12 protein-coding genes and 2 tRNA genes are annotated in these 16,632 nt (G+C 60.3%); 12 read left to right on the top strand and 2 right to left on the bottom strand.

Going from position 1 to position 16,632, the window contains the following annotated elements; translation table 11 throughout:
* Window position 1 precedes the first annotated feature (1 nt).
* Together ED655_RS16045 and ED655_RS06405 are read right to left on the bottom strand one after the other, a co-directional pair.
* Complete coding sequence (locus ED655_RS16045; protein ID WP_408735651.1) at window positions 2-2,470, bottom strand: DEAD/DEAH box helicase; 2,469 nt, start codon at window positions 2,468-2,470, stop codon at window positions 2-4.
* Window positions 2,471-2,776: 306 nt separating this feature from the next.
* Window positions 2,777-3,229, bottom strand: coding sequence for a hypothetical protein (locus tag ED655_RS06405; RefSeq protein WP_062165726.1), 453 nt, complete (start codon window positions 3,227-3,229; stop codon window positions 2,777-2,779).
* A 125-nt stretch (window positions 3,230-3,354) separates the two neighbouring features.
* On the opposite strand from ED655_RS06405, the gene ED655_RS06410 reads away from it, so the two are divergent.
* The 12 genes from ED655_RS06410 to proS all read left to right on the top strand — a co-directional run bounded on the left by ED655_RS06410 (window position 3,355) and on the right by proS (window position 16,630).
* Entirely contained in the window at window positions 3,355-4,818 is a 1,464-nt protein-coding gene (locus ED655_RS06410) for an NAD(P)H-hydrate dehydratase (RefSeq protein ID WP_122049442.1), read from the top strand.
* A gap of 99 nt (window positions 4,819-4,917) precedes the next feature.
* Window positions 4,918-5,002: transfer RNA gene (locus ED655_RS06415), tRNA-Leu, on the top strand.
* A 103-nt stretch (window positions 5,003-5,105) separates the two neighbouring features.
* Window positions 5,106-6,437, top strand: coding sequence for a trigger factor (tig, locus tag ED655_RS06420; protein ID WP_122049443.1), 1,332 nt, complete (start codon window positions 5,106-5,108; stop codon window positions 6,435-6,437).
* A gap of 142 nt (window positions 6,438-6,579) precedes the next feature.
* Window positions 6,580-7,218 carry an ATP-dependent Clp protease proteolytic subunit gene (locus tag ED655_RS06425; RefSeq protein ID WP_023977494.1) on the top strand — a complete coding sequence of 213 codons (639 nt, stop codon included), beginning with the start codon at window positions 6,580-6,582 and terminating at the stop codon, window positions 7,216-7,218.
* Window positions 7,219-7,427: 209 nt separating this feature from the next.
* Entirely contained in the window at window positions 7,428-8,696 is a 1,269-nt protein-coding gene (gene clpX, locus ED655_RS06430) for an ATP-dependent Clp protease ATP-binding subunit ClpX (protein ID WP_122049444.1), read from the top strand.
* Window positions 8,697-8,853: 157 nt separating this feature from the next.
* Entirely contained in the window at window positions 8,854-11,319 is a 2,466-nt protein-coding gene (gene lon, locus ED655_RS06435) for an endopeptidase La (RefSeq protein ID WP_122049445.1), read from the top strand.
* Window positions 11,320-11,564: 245 nt separating this feature from the next.
* On the top strand, window positions 11,565-11,849 hold the full coding sequence (locus tag ED655_RS06440; RefSeq protein ID WP_122049446.1) for an HU family DNA-binding protein: 285 nt from the start codon (window positions 11,565-11,567) through the stop codon (window positions 11,847-11,849).
* Between the two features lie 47 nt (window positions 11,850-11,896).
* Window positions 11,897-11,971 (top strand) — tRNA-Val (locus ED655_RS06445).
* A 22-nt stretch (window positions 11,972-11,993) separates the two neighbouring features.
* Window positions 11,994-12,734: a biotin--[acetyl-CoA-carboxylase] ligase gene (locus tag ED655_RS06450; RefSeq protein WP_122049447.1), complete on the top strand. Its 741-nt coding sequence runs from the start codon at window positions 11,994-11,996 to the stop codon at window positions 12,732-12,734.
* Between the two features lie 10 nt (window positions 12,735-12,744).
* Complete coding sequence (locus tag ED655_RS06455) at window positions 12,745-13,536, top strand: type III pantothenate kinase (protein WP_023977489.1); 792 nt, start codon at window positions 12,745-12,747, stop codon at window positions 13,534-13,536.
* A gap of 36 nt (window positions 13,537-13,572) precedes the next feature.
* Complete coding sequence (locus ED655_RS06460; protein ID WP_122049448.1) at window positions 13,573-15,219, top strand: ribonuclease J; 1,647 nt, start codon at window positions 13,573-13,575, stop codon at window positions 15,217-15,219.
* A 70-nt stretch (window positions 15,220-15,289) separates the two neighbouring features.
* Entirely contained in the window at window positions 15,290-16,630 is a 1,341-nt protein-coding gene (gene proS / locus ED655_RS06465) for a proline--tRNA ligase (RefSeq protein WP_122049449.1), read from the top strand.
* Window positions 16,631-16,632: the final 2 nt, after the last annotated feature.

The raw sequence follows: 16,632 nt of genomic DNA on the forward strand, positions 1-16,632 counted from the left end.
CTCAGACAGTACCGCGATGCTGGATCGGGCCGACCTGATCCTCACTCTCGACCCGGCGGTTGCGACGCGGCAGGAGCATGAAGGCCGGGGTCTCATGGCCGAAGCCAGTGCGCGGTGCGTCGTGATCGAAGGCGTTCGTCGGCGCAACGGAACCACGGTCGGCGCTCGCATGCTCACCAGAGTGACGCTCGATCGTAGCATCCTGCTTCGGGCGCGATGCTTGACGCGCCGGTTCGGACGCAGCAGCCCGGTCACGGTCACGGTCACGGTCACGGTCACGGTCACGGTCACGGTCACGGTCACGGTCACGGTCACGGTCACGGTTTTCGCCGTGGCGGTTCTGGCGACCGCCGCGATCCTTCCCGCGCCGCTCGCGTCGTTCATGCTGCCCGCCTTCCTGCTCCGGATCGGCCCAGGGGAGAGTTTCAATACCCTCGATTTCGACCATCGGAATCGGCGCGTGCTTCAGCTTCTCGATACCCTCAGCCAGAAGCTTCTGGCGAGGTGAGGCCAGGCTGAAGGCATGACCTGTCTTGCCCGCACGTCCCGTGCGACCAATGCGATGAATATAGTCCTCGGCATTGAAGGGCAGGTCAAAATTAAAGACATGCGACAATCCGCCGATATCGATGCCGCGAGCCGCGACGTCGGAACAGACGAGAATCTGCAATTCGCCAGCCTTGAAGCGTTCCAGCGTCTTGAAGCGCAGCGACTGCGCCAGATCGCCATGCAGGTGCCCAACCGCGAAGCCGTGCTTGTGCAGCGATTTGTAAAGCACATCCACATCGCGCTTGCGGTTGCAGAACACGATGGCGTTTTGCACGTTTTCGCGACGCAGCAGCTTGCGCAGGACGCGACGCTTGTCGTGTTCATCAACGACGAGCAGCGCTTCCTCAATAGTCGTGGCAACCGATGAGGGACGGGAAACCGTGATTTCCTCAGGCAGATGCAGGAACTGATCGGCCAGGGTGCGGATTTCCGGGGCCATCGTCGCCGAGAACAGCAGGGTCTGACGGCGCACGGGCAGCATGGAGACAATGCGCGTGATATCGGGAATGAACCCCATATCCAGCATACGATCCGCCTCGTCGATGACGAGGATACCGGTCTGGGTCAGGAGCAGCCCGCCACGATCGAAAAGATCCATCAGGCGACCCGGCGTAGCGATCAGGATGTCGACGCCCTGATTAAGTACCGCACGCTGGTCGGCCATGCTCTCGCCACCAATCAGCAGGGCATGGTTGAGCCGCAGATGCTTGCCATAGAGTGTGAGGTTTTCGGCAACCTGCAGCGCAAGCTCGCGCGTCGGTTCCAGAATGAGAGAACGCGGCATGCGGGCGCGGGCGCGCGAGCCTGCGAGCTTCTCCAGCATGGGCAGTGTGAAGGACGCTGTCTTGCCGGTGCCTGTCTGGGCGACACCCAGCACATCCTGTCCGCTCAAGACGACCGGAATGGCGCGTGCCTGAATCGGGGTTGGGTGCTCGTACCCCATTTCCTCGATGGCACGCATGATCGGTGCAGAGAGGCCAAGCTCGGAGAAGAGCGGCTTGGGCGCATCAATGATGGCTTGCAGTGCCGGATCGGCCTTGGCTGCCTCGGTCGTGCTCGCAGGCTGGGTATCCTGCGATTCTGTCGTAGCGTCAGCAGGCGATGCATCAGCCGAAGCCTTACGGGCCGCGTTCCTGCCACCGCGCCGACGGCGCGAGCGCGTCGCACGGCTGTCGCTTTGTGCCTCAGCTTCAGATATTGCGGAGGTAGAGGCCTCGGGTTCAGCAACCGTGGTGCTGCTCACGACTGGCGCGTTATCCTGCGCAGCAGCCTTCTCGGCGGCTTTTTTCACAGCGCGGCTGCGTGTTTCTGCCGGGGTTGTGCTGGGGGCGCTGTTGCGACGTGAGGGACGGCCAGCACGAGGCTTGGGCTCGTTCGTGACAGGTGTAACGGCCTCTGCAACCGCTTCTTCCTGTTTGGACGCAGCGGGCTTCCTGCCGCGGCGTGGCTTCTCAACCGGTGCTGCCGTGCTGTCGCTTTTGACGTCGCTCTCTGCAATTTCTACCGCGGCAGCTGTCTTGCGTGGGCGACCCGGCCTGCGCTTTGCAGGCTGCTCGGGCGAGACGGGTACTTCCGGGCTCGCATCGGCAGGAGCGGTCACGACGGTCTCGATCTCTGTCGCGCTGGCCTCCTTGCCGCGCGAAGAACGACGGCCAGCGGATTTCGGCTCGTCTGCCTTGCTGCCTGCAGTTGCGGGTTTGCTCGCCTTGCGCGTCGTGGATTTTGCTTTGGCCGGGATCTTGGTGGTAGCGGAGTCCGCCGCGTTGATCTCGGTCTCCGGAGCGGTTTCCGCTGTAGTCGCCTTCGTGGCGCGTGCCTTGGTCGGGCGCGCTGCCGTCGTCTTTGTCTTGCGTGCAGCCTTTGCGACGGGCGACGCAATCGAGGCCTCGGGTTCGCTGTTGCGCGGCTGTGTGTCAGCCACGGCCTCCATCACGGATTGTTCCGTCTTTGAGGTGGAACGTTTCTTGCGTGTGGTGGAGGTCTTTGCAGAACCTGCGGTCGATTTTGCGGTCAAACTGCTCTCTGATAACTTTGGAGGTCCAGAAATAATGCGGTGCCGTGGCGCTGCATATTCTCAAACAGGTCAGCCCGTAATGCTGGCCAATTGCCTGTGCGTTATCGCGAAATCAGGCAAAAGGCAAGATTTTACGGGGTATTTTGCGTGTCTCTCATTCCGCCTGCCGCTGCCAGCCCCTAGCAGCCGGGGCGTGGCAACGTCAGTCCCTGTTTACATGTTTCCGCCCATGGCCGCGCAAAGCACGGTCAGGACACCAACACCAACCATAATGATCACGCGCTGACGGACCTTGTTGAACAGGGCAGGCTGCGGGCGGATGGCGCGGCGGAGGCTCTGGAACGGGCCGAGATAAGCGCTCACGAAAATCAGCGCCATAACAAGCGCAAGACCCTGCATGAGGTTGATTGGCAGGCTCATATTCGCAAAGCCGCCCGTATGAATGACAAGCAGCCATCCCGTCACTAGCGCAGTAGGGATGATGTGCAGCAGGGTACGGAAATAACGCGCGATGAGCTGCATCTGGACGTTCTGGCGCTGTGCGGGCTCCAAAAGGGCCACGGTGCTGCGGCTCACAATGGCTGCATAGAGACCGCCGCCAATCCAGTACGCCATGCACAACAGATGGATGGCGAGAACGAGGCTCCAGAGAAACGGGTTCGACATGGGGGCTCCATAACGGGTCGGTTCGCGCATGAACCAGCCCTCAAAAGGGCGGCATCATGAATACACGGGGTTGCTGCGACGTTCCCTAGCAGTATGCGCGAAATCATCAACAGTGGAGTGAATTCATGACAGCCTTGCCGCTACGTTTCTGCCTGCCGGACCCTGCCCAGTGTGCCGCAATGGATGACATGGCGAGCCATAGTATCGGCATCGAGGCGTTGATGGAGCGCGCTGGTTGGGCAGTAGCGCAGGCCGTCAAGACGCGGTTCGCCCCGTGCCGTGTTTTGGTCCTGTGTGGGCCGGGCAATAATGGAGGCGATGGCTATGTGGCGGCGCGCTATCTCGAGCGCGCCGGGTGGCCGGTTCAGGTCGCGGCACTGGCCGCACCTCGGGCAGGCACCGTAGCTGCTCAGGCAGCGGCGCGCTTTCATGGCAGGCATGTCGCTTTTGATCGGGAGAGTGCGGCTCGCGCCGATCTGGTGGTCGATGCTGTTTTTGGGGCCGGGCTTGATCGGGCGCCATCGGACGATGTGATGACCGTGCTGGCCAGCGCGAAAAAGCTGGTGGCGATCGATCTGCCGAGCTTTGTCAACGGCCGTACTGGTGAATTGCTGGTCAGTGAAGATGCCTCTCGCGATGTGCCGGATTACCTCATGAGTGTCACGTTCGTGCGGCCCAAACCGGGACACGTGCTCTATCCTGCGCGATCGATCTGCGGGGAGGTGATCTGTGCGGATATCGGCATGCCGGAAGATTGCGTGGCGCACGCCGCACCAGACATGTGGCTCAACCATCCTGCGCTCTGGGCCATTCCGGCCATGTCGCCGGATGATCACAAATATAGTCGCGGCGTGGTGAGTCTTTGTGGTGGGGCGGTCATGCCCGGCGCCACACGTCTCGCGGCAGCGGGTGCGCGGGCCAGTGGGGCTGGGCTTGTGCGGATCAGTGCTGGCAAAGCCGCGCAGGCTTATCGCCTGGGCGCGCCCGGACTGGTGGTCGACGATGCGCCGCTACCGGCGTTGCTTGAGGATGAACGGCGCGAGGTGTGGCTCTGCGGACCGGGGCTGACGCCTGAGGAAGTGGAAGCGGCATTGCCGAGCCTGCTCCGCGCAGGTCGTATCGTTCTTGCGGATGCCGGAGCGCTTGGTTGGGCCGATGGCGTTCCGGAAAAGCTGCGCGGCGTGTCGGTCATCACGCCCCATATCGGAGAATTTACCAAGTTATTCGGTGCGCCCGGCAGTGATCTGGCCGGGGCCGCGCGTGCTGCGGCGGAAAAGCTCGATTGCGTGGTGCTTCTCAAAGGGGCTGTGAGCATTATCGCGGCGCCGGATGGGCGGGTGATGCTCAACGATCATGCGAGTCCTGCACTGGCCACGGCAGGCTCTGGAGACACGCTGGCCGGTGTGATTGCCACGATGCTGGCGGCAGGTATGCCGGCCTGGGAAGCCAGCTGTGCCGGGGCCTGGCTGCATGGCGAGGCAGGGATGAAGGCTGGCAACTGGCCTGTTGTCGAGGCGCTGGATACTCATCTCGGTGATGCGCGGGCGCTGGCAATCGCCCTTCATGCCGCTGCGCACGGGCAGGTGTGAAAGCTTATGGGCATGGCGTGAAGCACCCCGTCTTGTGAAAAGATTGATCTTGCTGTAAAGCGGCGCGCTTGACGGCTCAGTTTACTCTGATCCGAGTGTGCGGGCGTGGTGGAATTGGCAGACACGCCAGATTTAGGTTCTGGTGGCGCAAGTCGTGGGGGTTCAAGTCCCTCCGCCCGTACCAAAAAATTTTCTCCTTAGTCGGGGCTTCCTGCCTTGCCTGTGCTGCGATGAAGCCGGGCGCGGGGCCCCGATGGCAACCCGGTCAATAGAGGATCGCCTGACAGATGCAGGTTACCCAAACGCAATCCGAAGGTCTGAAGCGCGGCTTTACCGTCACTGTGCCGGCTGGCGATCTGGAGGCGCGACGTGCCGCTCGTCTCGCCGAGCTCGGCCGCACGATCAATCTGCCCGGCTTCCGCCCCGGCAAGGTGCCCGCATCGCTCGTTAAGCAGCGCTATGGCGCCGCCCTGAACGGCGAGATCATGGAGCAGGCTGTCAACGACTCCACCAACAAGGTTCTGGAAGACAACAAGCTGCGCCCTGCCGTGCAGCCCAAGGTCGAACTGGTTTCCGGTGGTGAAGGCGAAGGCGATCTCGTTTTCAAGATCGAGCTGGAAGTCCTGCCCGAAATCGCCGTGCCGGATCTGTCGGGTCTCGAACTGACCCGCCTGACGGCCAAGCCGAGCGACGAGACCATCGACAAGGCTCTGGCCGAGCTGGCAAAGCGTCAGCGCAGCTTCGAGACGATCGAGGAAGATCGCGCCGCCCGCACGGGTGACGTTGTGAACTGCGATTTCGTAGGCAAGCTCGATGGCACGCCCTTCGACGGTGGCACGGCGCAGGACGTCAATGTCGAGATCGGTGGTGACGGCTTCATCCCTGGCTTCGCCGAGCAGCTCGAAGGCATGAAGGCTGGCGAAGAAAAGGTGATTACGGTCACGTTCCCCGCCGAGTATCAGGCCAAGGAACTGGCTGGCAAGGAAGCAACCTTCGACATCAAGGCGAATGCGCTCAAGACCCCGATTGATCCGGCGCTTGATGACGAGCTGGCCAAGAAGATCGGCTTCGAGAACATCGCTCAGGTGCGTGACATCATCGTCAAGCAGGCTGAGGGCGAATACGGCCAGCTGTCGCGTCTGCGCATCAAGCGCGAGCTGCTGGACGCCCTGTCGGGCAAGACCGATTTCGAAGCGCCCGAGAGCATGGTCGAGAGCGAGTTCGGCCAGATCTGGCAGCGCGTCGAGCAGGATCGCGCTTCGGGTGAGATGGATGAGGAAGACGCGGGCAAGGACGAAGAGACCCTGCGCGCCGATTACCGCAAGATTGCCGAGCGTCGCGTGAAGCTGGGTCTGCTGCTGGCAGAAATCGGCCGCACCAAGGAAATCACGGTAACCCGTGAGGAACTGATGCAGGCTGTCCGTCAGGAAGCCATGCGCTACCCCGGTCAGGAGCAGGCCGTTTTCGAGTTCTTCAGCAAGAACCCGCAGGCAGCCGATGGTCTCCGTGGCCCGATTCTCGAGAACAAGGTTGTCGATTATCTGATCGAGCTGGCCAAGGTCACCGAGAAGGAAGTCACGCCGGAAGAGCTGGCAGAGATCCCGCCTGCCGATCTCTGATCGTCTGATTCGCGCCGAAATGTCTGGAGTCCGTTCGTTTTTTGACGGACGGGCTCTAGGCGTTCATGGTGGCCATACCAAGATGAGAGAAGTCACACACCGGCCCTGATGGGGCCGGTGCCAGTTAGGAACGGAAATGGCCATGAGGGATCGCGATCCTGTCGAGATCTTCAACAACGCGCTCGTACCGATGGTCGTCGAGCAGACGTCACGCGGCGAACGCGCTTTCGATATCTATTCCCGCCTGCTTCAGGAGCGGATCATCTTCCTGACAGGTCCGGTTTACGACCAGGTGGCCGCTGTCATCTCGGCTCAGCTTCTCTATCTGGAGAGCGTCAATCCGAGCAAGGAAATCTCGTTCTACATCAACAGCCCCGGTGGTGTGGTTTCAGCCGGCCTCGCGATGTACGACACGATGCAGTACATCCGCTGCCCCGTAAGCACGGTGTGCATCGGTCAGGCGGCATCGATGGGTTCGCTGCTGCTTGCAGCCGGTGAGAAGGGACGTCGGTTCTGCCTCCCCAATGCCCGCGTCATGGTGCATCAGCCTTCAGGCGGCGCTCAGGGCCAGGCATCGGATATCGAGATCCAGGCCCGTGAGATTCTTGAAATCCGCAAGCGCCTCAACGAGATCTACCGTCATCACACCGGTCGTACGCTTGAGGAGATTGAGCAGAAGCTTGAGCGTGATTCCTACCTCTCGGCAGATGAAGCGAAGGCTTTCGGTCTGGTCGATGAGGTTGTTCAGGCACGCCCCAAGAGTGTTGCCGAGCCGGGCTAAAGCCCTTGTGCTCTCCGGTTGCGAGGTCCGGCCCTCCTGCCGGGCCCTACGCGGCGAACGGGCAATCCTGTCCTGTGATTGCCTCCAGGTATCCAATTATTGCCTCTTGCCGGAGGGGCTTGCCGGGCTTCTGTCGCCTGGCCTAAGTTTGAAGTTCCCCCTGTCGGGGCGTCATCGCTGATGCGCCGGATCGGGGAGGAGGAGCAGCGATGAATAACAAGACCGGCGATTCGAAAAACACCCTGTATTGCTCGTTCTGCGGCAAGTCGCAGCACGAGGTGCGCAAGCTGATTGCCGGTCCAACCGTTTTCATCTGTGATGAATGCGTTGAGCTGTGCATGGATATCATCCGTGAAGAGCACAAGACGCATCTCGTAAAGTCACGTGACGGGGTGCCAACCCCGAAAGAGATCTGCAAGGTTCTCGATGACTACGTGATCGGTCAGTTCATTGCCAAGCGTGCGCTGTCTGTGGCTGTGCACAACCATTACAAGCGTCTGGCCCATGCCCAGAAGAGCAATGATATCGAGATTGCAAAGTCCAATATCATGCTCATCGGCCCGACCGGTTCGGGCAAGACGCTTCTGGCACAGACGCTTGCACGTATTCTCGACGTGCCGTTCACCATGGCCGACGCCACAACCCTGACCGAAGCTGGTTATGTGGGCGAGGATGTCGAGAACATCATCCTCAAGCTCCTGCAGGCCGCCGACTACAATGTCGAGCGGGCTCAGCGCGGCATTGTCTACATCGACGAGATCGACAAGATCTCCCGCAAGTCGGACAATCCCTCGATCACCCGCGATGTGAGCGGTGAGGGTGTGCAGCAGGCGCTGCTGAAGCTGATGGAAGGGACCGTGGCTTCTGTTCCTCCGCAGGGTGGACGCAAGCATCCGCAGCAGGAGTTCCTGCAGGTGGATACCACGAACATGCTCTTCATCTGCGGTGGCGCATTCGCGGGGCTGGACAAGATCATTTCTGCCCGTGGCAAGGGTTCGGGCATTGGCTTCGGGGCTGATGTGCAGAATCCCGATGATCGTCGTCTGGGCGCCGTGCTTCATGACGTCGAGCCTGAAGATCTGCTGAAATTCGGTCTGATCCCGGAATTCATCGGTCGTCTGCCGGTTGTCGCGACGCTTGAGGATCTCGACGAGGAGACGCTGGTCGCTATTCTCTCGAAGCCCAAGAATGCGCTGGTCAAGCAGTATCAGCGCCTGTTCCAGATGGAAGGCGTGGCACTGACCTTCACCGATGATGCCCTGGTGCAGATTGCCCAGCGCGCCATTGCCCGCAAAACCGGTGCGCGTGGATTGCGCTCGATCATGGAAGCCATCCTGCTCGGCACCATGTTCGATCTTCCGGGCCTTGATGGCGTGGAAGAGGTCGTCATCAACAAGGATGTTGCCGAGAACCGTGCTGCGCCCGTGTATGTCTACGGCAAGGGCAAGTCTGCAGAGCCCGCTGAACAATCTGCCTGAGTCAATTAGGTAAAAACTCCGGGGCTGGCTTGCCGCACCAGCCCTTCATCCTCACATAAAGGGGATACTGCCTTTTCAGGCAGCAAAGATGCGATGCCGGCCACGCCAGACTTACGGGTGGCCGCATCGAGATCGTCCTCAAGGAGATCAGGATTTCATGACTGAAAAAAAGAGGAAAACTGCGGTGAGCAAGCTGAACACCGCAGCAAAGGCAGAAGAGGCCAAAGCCAAGACAAAGCCGGTCGAGACGATCGCTGTCCTGCCTCTGCGCGATATCGTTGTTTTCCCCCACATGATCGTGCCGCTTTTCGTCGGGCGCGAGAAATCCGTCCGTGCGCTTGAGGCTGTCACGCGTGACAGCAAGCAGATCCTGCTTGTTGCCCAGAAGAACGCCTCCCAGGATGATCCGCCGGCCGAGGATATCTATCGTTTCGGCACCGTTTCCACGATCCTGCAGCTACTGAAACTGCCCGACGGCACCGTAAAGGTTCTTGTCGAAGGCATCCGCCGTGCCCGCATCAAGGAATTTCATGATGTGGACGGCCATTTCGAGGCCGAGATCGAGGACGTGCAGGACGAGGTTGAGACGGGCAGCGAGGCGGAGGCGCTTGGTCGCACCGCGATCTCGCAGTTCGAGCAGTATATCAAGCTCAACAAAAAGATTGCGCCTGAAGTCATGGTGTCGCTTAACCAGATCGAGGATCTCTCGAAGCTGGCCGATACGATTGCGAGTCATCTGAACCTGAAAATTGCCGAGAAGCAGGAAATCCTGCAGGGCAATTCCGTCAGCAAGCGGCTGGAGCAGGTTTTCGCTCACATGGAGCAGGAAATTGGCGTCCTGCAGGTCGAGAAGAAAATCCGTAACCGCGTCAAGCGGCAGATGGAAAAGACCCAACGTGAATATTATCTGAACGAACAGCTCAAGGCGATTCAGAAGGAGCTGGGTGAGGGTGAGGACGGCCGTGATGAAACGGCTGAAATCGAAGAGCGCATCGCCAAGACCCGCCTGAGCAAGGAAGCCCGCGAGAAGGCCATTGGCGAACTGCGCAAGCTGCGCGGCATGAGCCCAATGTCGGCTGAATCGACTGTGGTGCGCAACTACCTCGACTGGATCCTGTCCATTCCCTGGAAGAAGCGCTCGAAGGTCTCGCGCGACTTTGCCGCGGCAGAGGAAGTGCTCGAATCTGAGCATTATGGTCTTGAGAAGGTCAAGGAACGCATCCTTGAATATCTCGCGGTCCAGACGCGCTCGCAGAAGCTCAAGGGGCCGATCCTGTGTCTCGTAGGGCCGCCGGGCGTGGGCAAGACCTCGCTGGCGCGGTCGATTGCGAAAGCAACGGGCCGTCAGTATGTGCGCATGTCGCTGGGTGGCGTGCACGATGAGTCCGAAATTCGCGGGCATCGTCGTACCTATATCGGCTCGATGCCGGGCAAGATCGTTCAGGGCATGAAGAAAGCCAAGACGTCGAACCCGCTATTCCTGCTGGACGAAATCGACAAGATGGGCTCCGACTGGCGCGGCGACCCTTCTTCCGCGCTTCTTGAGGTGCTGGATCCGGAGCAGAACAGCACGTTCAACGATCATTATCTCGAGGTCGATTATGACCTGTCTGACGTAATGTTCGTGACCACGGCCAACAGCCTCAACATGCCCCAGCCTTTGCTGGACCGCATGGAGATCATTCGTCTGTCGGGGTATACCGAAGATGAGAAGGTCGAGATCGCGCGCCGTCATCTGGTCGGCAAGCAGGCGGAAGCACATAATCTGAAGCCGCATGAGTGGTCGATCAGCGATGACGCCCTGCGCAGCCTGATCCAGCATTACACGCGTGAAGCCGGCGTACGTAATCTGGAGCGTGAAATCGCGAAGATTGCGCGTCGTGTGGTCAAGCGCCTCGTGACGAGTTCGGTCGAGACCATTGCGGTCACGGCGGAAAATCTCGGCGAGTTCTCCGGCATCCGTCGTTTCAAGCATGGTGAGACAGAGAGCGAGGATCTGGTCGGCATGGTGTCTGGCCTTGCCTGGACGGAAGTCGGCGGCGAGATTCTGACGATCGAGAGCGTGATGCTGCCCGGCAAGGGACACGTGAAGGCGACGGGCAAGCTGGGTGAGGTGATGCAGGAGAGTGTTTCTGCAGCCATTTCCTATGTGCGCTCGCGAGCCCAGTCCTTTGGCATCAAGCCGACGATCTTCGAGAAGCGTGACATTCATGTGCATGTTCCGGAAGGGGCAACGCCCAAGGACGGTCCGTCTGCCGGTGTCGCCATGGCAACGTCGATTGTCAGCGTCATGACGGGTATTCCGATCCGTCGCGATGTGGCGATGACAGGAGAAATCACCCTGCGTGGACGCGTGCTCGAGATCGGTGGTCTTAAGGAAAAGCTGCTCGCGGCGACACGCGCCGGAATCACGACGGTCTTTATCCCCAAGGATAATGAAAAGGATCTCGCCGAGATCCCGGCCAATGTGAAGGACGCGCTCAAGATCATTCCAGTGTCGCATGTCGATCAGGTTCTGGCTTCCGCACTGGTGCGGCCGCCCGAGGCAATCGAGTGGGATGAAGAGGATGATGTGCCGGCCGCACTGGGGAAGGACAACCTCTCCAGCCAGCTGCCTCATTGAGGGTGGGGGAGGCGTGATCCTCCCCACGTCATCAGATTGACCAGACTAATGCGGTGGCCGCCCCTAAGGGGCGGCCATTGTCGTATTCATGGCAGGAAAGTCGCAGCGCGGGCCAAAGCGTGAAACCGCCCGGCTTGCGGGCCTCAGCCCTGTTGACGTTAGGGAAAACGCCTTCATAGTGCCTTGCTTGTAGCACCGCCTGTGGGCGGATGATCGGTTATTCAGGAACTCTGCGAGGATACGAGATGGAAAAGCCGCTTAACAAGCAGGAGCTCATTGCTGCGGTTGCAGAAAAGACCGATCTGCCCAAGGCGAAGGCCGGGGATGTCGTCGAGGCGCTGTTTGCGAGCATCGAAGAGGCGCTCGCACGCAAGCAGGAAGTGCGTCTGGTCGGATTTGGATCGTTCGCAACGGCAACACGCAAGGCTGCCAAAGGGCGTAACCCGCGCACTGGCGAAGAAATCGACATTCCCGCGTCAATTTCTGTGCGTTTCCGCCCCGGCAAGGGCTTGAAGGATGCCGTAAGTTAACGTATCCCCTCTCCCACGGCAGGCGGCGATTCGACCGTCTGCCCTGAGGGCGATTAGCTCAGCGGTAGAGCGTCTCGTTTACACCGAGAGGGTCGGCGGTTCAATCCCGTCATCGCCCACCATTCCTCAGCTTTTGGAAGATCGATGAGCTTCCAGTCAGGCTTCAGCTGGACCCTTGAGTGCCATGAGACACTCGGTTCCACCTCCGATTTCTGTAAAATCGAAGCGGAAAATGGTGCCGCCCACGGCAAAGCTGTCCTTGCCTACCGTCAGACGGCCGGTCGAGGGACGCGCGGGCGCCAATGGGATGCCCCTAGCGGAAACCTATCTTTCTCCTTCATATGTCGTGATGCTCGGGTAAACGACCTCGTGCAGGCCATGCCGTTCATGGTTGCCGTGGCGCTTTATGACGCGCTCTCTGCCTGCGCGCCGTCCGCGGCACTGCGGATCAAATGGCCCAACGATATTCTGAGCGATGGAGCCAAACTGGCTGGCGTGCTGATTGAGCGCGGCGGTGCGACCGGTTCCGAGTGGATTGTCGTCGGCATTGGCGCCAATCTGAAGACGGCGCCGGATATTGCAGGGCGTCAGACGGTCGCACTCTCAGCGCTGGGCGGGCAGGTCGGCCCTGCCGATCTTGCCCGTCAGATACTGACGTGTTTCTCATTCTGGTTCGATCTCTGGAAGCGTCGGGGCTTTGCGCCCATTCGGCAGGCCTGGCTTGATCGGGCGCATGAGCCGGGTTCGCGGCTTGCGGTCCAGAGGGGTGGAGACTATATAGAGGGTTTCTTCGCGGGTCTCGATGAGTGCGGTCGGCTGGTCTTGCAGACCGACCAGAACGAGGTTCAGACAGTCGCGGCGGGGGATATTCTACTGCTTGGGTGAAGGACGGTCTGTGCTCCTCGTTGTCGACGCTGGTAACACGAACATTGTTTTTGCTGTCCATGACGGCAAGGAGTGGCGTGGCACCTGGCGCATATCGACGAATGACCAGCGGACCTCTGATGAATACGCTGTCTGGCTTCTCGGCCTGATCGAATTATCCAATCTTAATCACCGTGCGATATCGCGTGCGATTATCGGCACTGTCGTGCCAGCTGCGCTTTACCATCTGCGCCGTCTGTGCCGCGAATGGCTCGATATCGAACCCCTGATCGCCAATAACGCACTCGACTGGGGATGTCCCGTCAAGGTTGATACCCCGGCCGAAGTGGGTGTGGACAGGCGGCTCAACGGGCTGGCGGCACAGCATTTCTTCGGCGGTCCGCTGGTGGTGGTCGATTTCGGCACAGCGACGACATTCGATGTGGTGGATAGCGAGGGCGCCTTTTGTGGGGGTGCGATTGCACCCGGGGTCAATCTCTCGCTCGAGGCCCTGCATCAAGCAGCAGCGCGTCTGCCCCGTATCAGTGTCGGGCGTCCATCTTCTGCCATTGGGCGCAGCACGACGGTTGCTATGCGCTCGGGTCTTTTCTGGGGTTATGTTGGTCTGGTGGAAGGGATCGTCTCGCGCATCGCGCTTGAGATGGCCTCACCGATCAAGGTGATCGCGACAGGGGGACTGGCCCCGCTTTTTTCCGAGGGAACAGATCTGTTCCAGCATGTAGCTCCAACTCTCACGCTGGATGGCCTGCGCTTGCTCGCTGCGCGCAACGCCACTGGCGAATTTATTCCGGCACCAGGATGAAGGTGTATTTTTTTTGTCTCTATCTAGGATTAATTTATGAGCATTACTGAAAAAGGTCTGGCCTTCCTGCCATTGGGCGGGACGGGCGAGATCGGGATGAATTTCAATCTCTATTGCCTCGACGGCAAGTGGCTCGCCATTGACTGCGGTATCGGCTTTTCGGGCAATGATACGCCTGAAGCCGAAATTCTCATGCCTGACCCGCTCTTCATTGCCGAGCGGCACAAGAGCCTGTGCGGCCTTGTGATCACCCATGCGCATGAAGACCATCTGGGTGCTGTCGCGCATCTCTGGCCGCAATTGCGCTGCCCGATCTATGCCACGCCTTTCGCGAGCGCTGTGCTTCGACGCAAGCTGGGAGAAGCGCATCTGCTGTCGCAGGTGACGATCCATACCATCCCGATGGGTGGGCATTTCGCAGTCGGGCCGTTCGATCTGCAATTCATCAATGTCACCCATTCGGTGCCCGAGGCGCAGTCGCTCGTTCTGCGCACGCCTTACGGCACAATTGTACACACCGGCGACCTCAAGCTCGATCGTGAGCCGGTGGTTGGCCCCCTGACGGATCTCGACGCCTTCAAGGCCGTGGGTGACGAGGGCGTTCTGGCCATGGTGTGTGACAGTACCAACGTCTTCCGTGACGGGATTTCCGGTACGGAAGGTCAGGTGCGTGATTCCATGGCTGATCTGATCAAGACACTGCATGGCCGTGTCGCGATCACCTGTTTTGCCAGTAACGTCGCGCGTGTCGAGAGCATCGCACGTGCAGCCAAGGCGGCCGGACGTCAGGTGATGGTGGTCGGGCGTTCTTTGCGCAATCTTGAGGTTGCGGCTCGCGAATGCGGCTATCTGCAGGATATTCCGCCCTTCCTCGACGAGCGCGAGGCGAATTCGGTTCCGGATAACCGCCTGCTGATGATCATCACAGGCAGCCAGGGCGAACCCCGCTCGGCGCTGTCGCGCATTGCCTCGGATGTTCACCCGAACATTTCGCTGGGTGAGGGGGATACGGTCATCTATTCCTCACGCATGATCCCCGGCAACGAGCAGGCCGTCATGGCGGTGCAGGACAACCTCACCCGTCGCGGCGCCACGGTGCTGACCGACAAGGACCATCTGGTCCATGTGTCGGGCCATGCCACGGCAGACGATCTGCGTCATCTCTACAGCCTTGTTCGGCCCAAACTGAGCGTGCCGACGCATGGTGAATGGCGTCATCTGACCGCTCACGCAGCCCTCGCTCGCGAGACCGGCGCCGAGGCGATCCTGCTTGAGGACGGTGACCTGCTGCGCCTCGGCCCGGATCACGCCGAGGTGGTGGATACCGCCCCCACGGGTCGCCTGGCGCTCGATGGCGGGCGTCTGCTGCCCATGACCGGCGGCGTGCTGGCCGCACGTCGCAAGATGCTGTTCAACGGCATGGTCATTGCGAGCTTTGCGGTCGATGACGAGGGCTATGTGATTGGCATGCCCAAGATCAGCGCGCCCGGTCTGCTGGAATCCGAAGATCCCGAGAGCACGCGCATCTCGGAAGAGTTCGCCGATGCCATCGATGAGATCCCCGATGATCTGCGTCAGGACGACGATGCCTTCCGCGATGCGGCCAAGACGGCGCTGCGCCGCGCGCTGGGACGCAAGCTGCAGAAGCGTCCTCTGGTCGATGTCCATCTGCTGCGGGTCTGATCCCGCAGCATCTGCCACGAACGCGCCATAACAGGCGCGCCACTTTTCTTTTCTAGAACGGTCACACACGATGCGTCTGTCCCGCGGTTTCCTGCCTACCCTCAAAGAAGTGCCTGCCGAGGCCCAGATTGCCTCGCATCGACTGATGCTGCGCGCTGGTCTTGTGCGTCAGACGTCGGCGGGTATCTATGCCTGGCTGCCGGCGGGTCTGCGCGTGCTGCGCAATATCGAGCAGATCGTGCGGGAAGAGCAGAATGCCATCGGCGCGCAGGAATTGCTGATGCCGACCGTCCAGTCTTCCGAGCTCTGGAAGCGCTCTGGCCGTTATGACGCTTACGGCCCCGAAATGCTACGCATCCGCGACCGTCAGGACCGCGAGCTGCTTTACGGACCGACCAATGAGGAAATGATCACCGATCTTTTCGGTCAGGTCATCAAATCCTATCGTGAGCTGCCGCAAGCGCTGTATCATGTACAATGGAAGTTCCGTGATGAACTGCGTCCGCGCTTTGGCGTGATGCGCGGTCGCGAGTTCTTCATGAAGGACGCCTATTCCTTCGATGCGTCTTATGAGGACGCTGTTGCTGCTTATCGTCGCATGATGCTGGCCTATCTGCGCACCTTCCAGCGTCTGGGTGTGCGGGCTGTCCCCATGAAGGCCGATACAGGACCGATCGGTGGCGATCTGAGCCATGAATTCCTCGTGCTGGCACCGACAGGCGAGAGCGGCGTGTTCTTTGACGCGGCGCTTGAGGAGCAGGACTGGCTTCATGAGGCCGTCGACATTGCCGACCATGCCAGCCTTGAGTCCTTTTTCAACGGCGTAACCAAATCTTATGCTGCGACCGACGAGATGCATGACGAAAAGGCATGGGAAGACGTGCCTGCCGACCGTCGCCGTGAAGGGCGTGGTATCGAAGTCGGTCACATCTTCTATTTCGGTACCAAATATACCGAATCCATGGGGATCTCGGTCAGCGGTGCTGATGGCAACCAGTTCTTCCCGGAAATGGGCTCATACGGCATCGGTGTATCGCGCCTCGTCGGCGCCATTATCGAAGCCAGCCATGACGAGGCCGGGATCATCTGGCCGGACTCGGTCGCGCCCTATCGCGCTGCCATTCTGAGCCTCAAGCCTGGCGATGAAGCAGTGGATGCGCTGTGCGAGCAGCTCTATGCCGCAGCCCCCGACGCATTCCTGTATGACGATCGCGGCGAGCGCGCCGGCGTGAAGTTCAACGATGCCGATCTGATGGGCCATCCCTGGCAGATGATCGTCGGCCCGCGCGGTGCGAAGGAAGGCAAGGTCGAACTCAAGCGTCGCGCGACAGGCGAACGCTTCGAGCTGACAGTGGAAGAAGCACTTGCGAAGGTGCTGGGCACTGATGCAGCAGGCAAGGACGCCGCCTGATC

Source organism: Asaia bogorensis (assembly GCF_900465345.1).
In the GTDB taxonomy this organism is placed as follows: domain Bacteria; phylum Pseudomonadota; class Alphaproteobacteria; order Acetobacterales; family Acetobacteraceae; genus Asaia; species Asaia bogorensis_A.

Bases quoted from the DNA above. Each gene is read 5' to 3' on its own strand.
- ED655_RS06405 (WP_062165726.1), bottom strand. From the start codon at position 3,229: ATGTCGAACCCGTTTCTCTGGAGCCTCGTTCTCGCCATCCATCTGTTG.
- ED655_RS06410 (WP_122049442.1), top strand. From the start codon at position 3,355: ATGACAGCCTTGCCGCTACGTTTCTGCCTGCCGGACCCTGCCCAGTGT.
- tig (WP_122049443.1), top strand. From the start codon at position 5,106: ATGCAGGTTACCCAAACGCAATCCGAAGGTCTGAAGCGCGGCTTTACC.
- ED655_RS06425 (WP_023977494.1), top strand. From the start codon at position 6,580: ATGAGGGATCGCGATCCTGTCGAGATCTTCAACAACGCGCTCGTACCG.
- clpX (WP_122049444.1), top strand. From the start codon at position 7,428: ATGAATAACAAGACCGGCGATTCGAAAAACACCCTGTATTGCTCGTTC.
- lon (WP_122049445.1), top strand. From the start codon at position 8,854: ATGACTGAAAAAAAGAGGAAAACTGCGGTGAGCAAGCTGAACACCGCA.
- ED655_RS06440 (WP_122049446.1), top strand. From the start codon at position 11,565: ATGGAAAAGCCGCTTAACAAGCAGGAGCTCATTGCTGCGGTTGCAGAA.
- ED655_RS06450 (WP_122049447.1), top strand. From the start codon at position 11,994: ATGAGCTTCCAGTCAGGCTTCAGCTGGACCCTTGAGTGCCATGAGACA.
- ED655_RS06460 (WP_122049448.1), top strand. From the start codon at position 13,573: ATGAGCATTACTGAAAAAGGTCTGGCCTTCCTGCCATTGGGCGGGACG.
- proS (WP_122049449.1), top strand. From the start codon at position 15,290: ATGCGTCTGTCCCGCGGTTTCCTGCCTACCCTCAAAGAAGTGCCTGCC.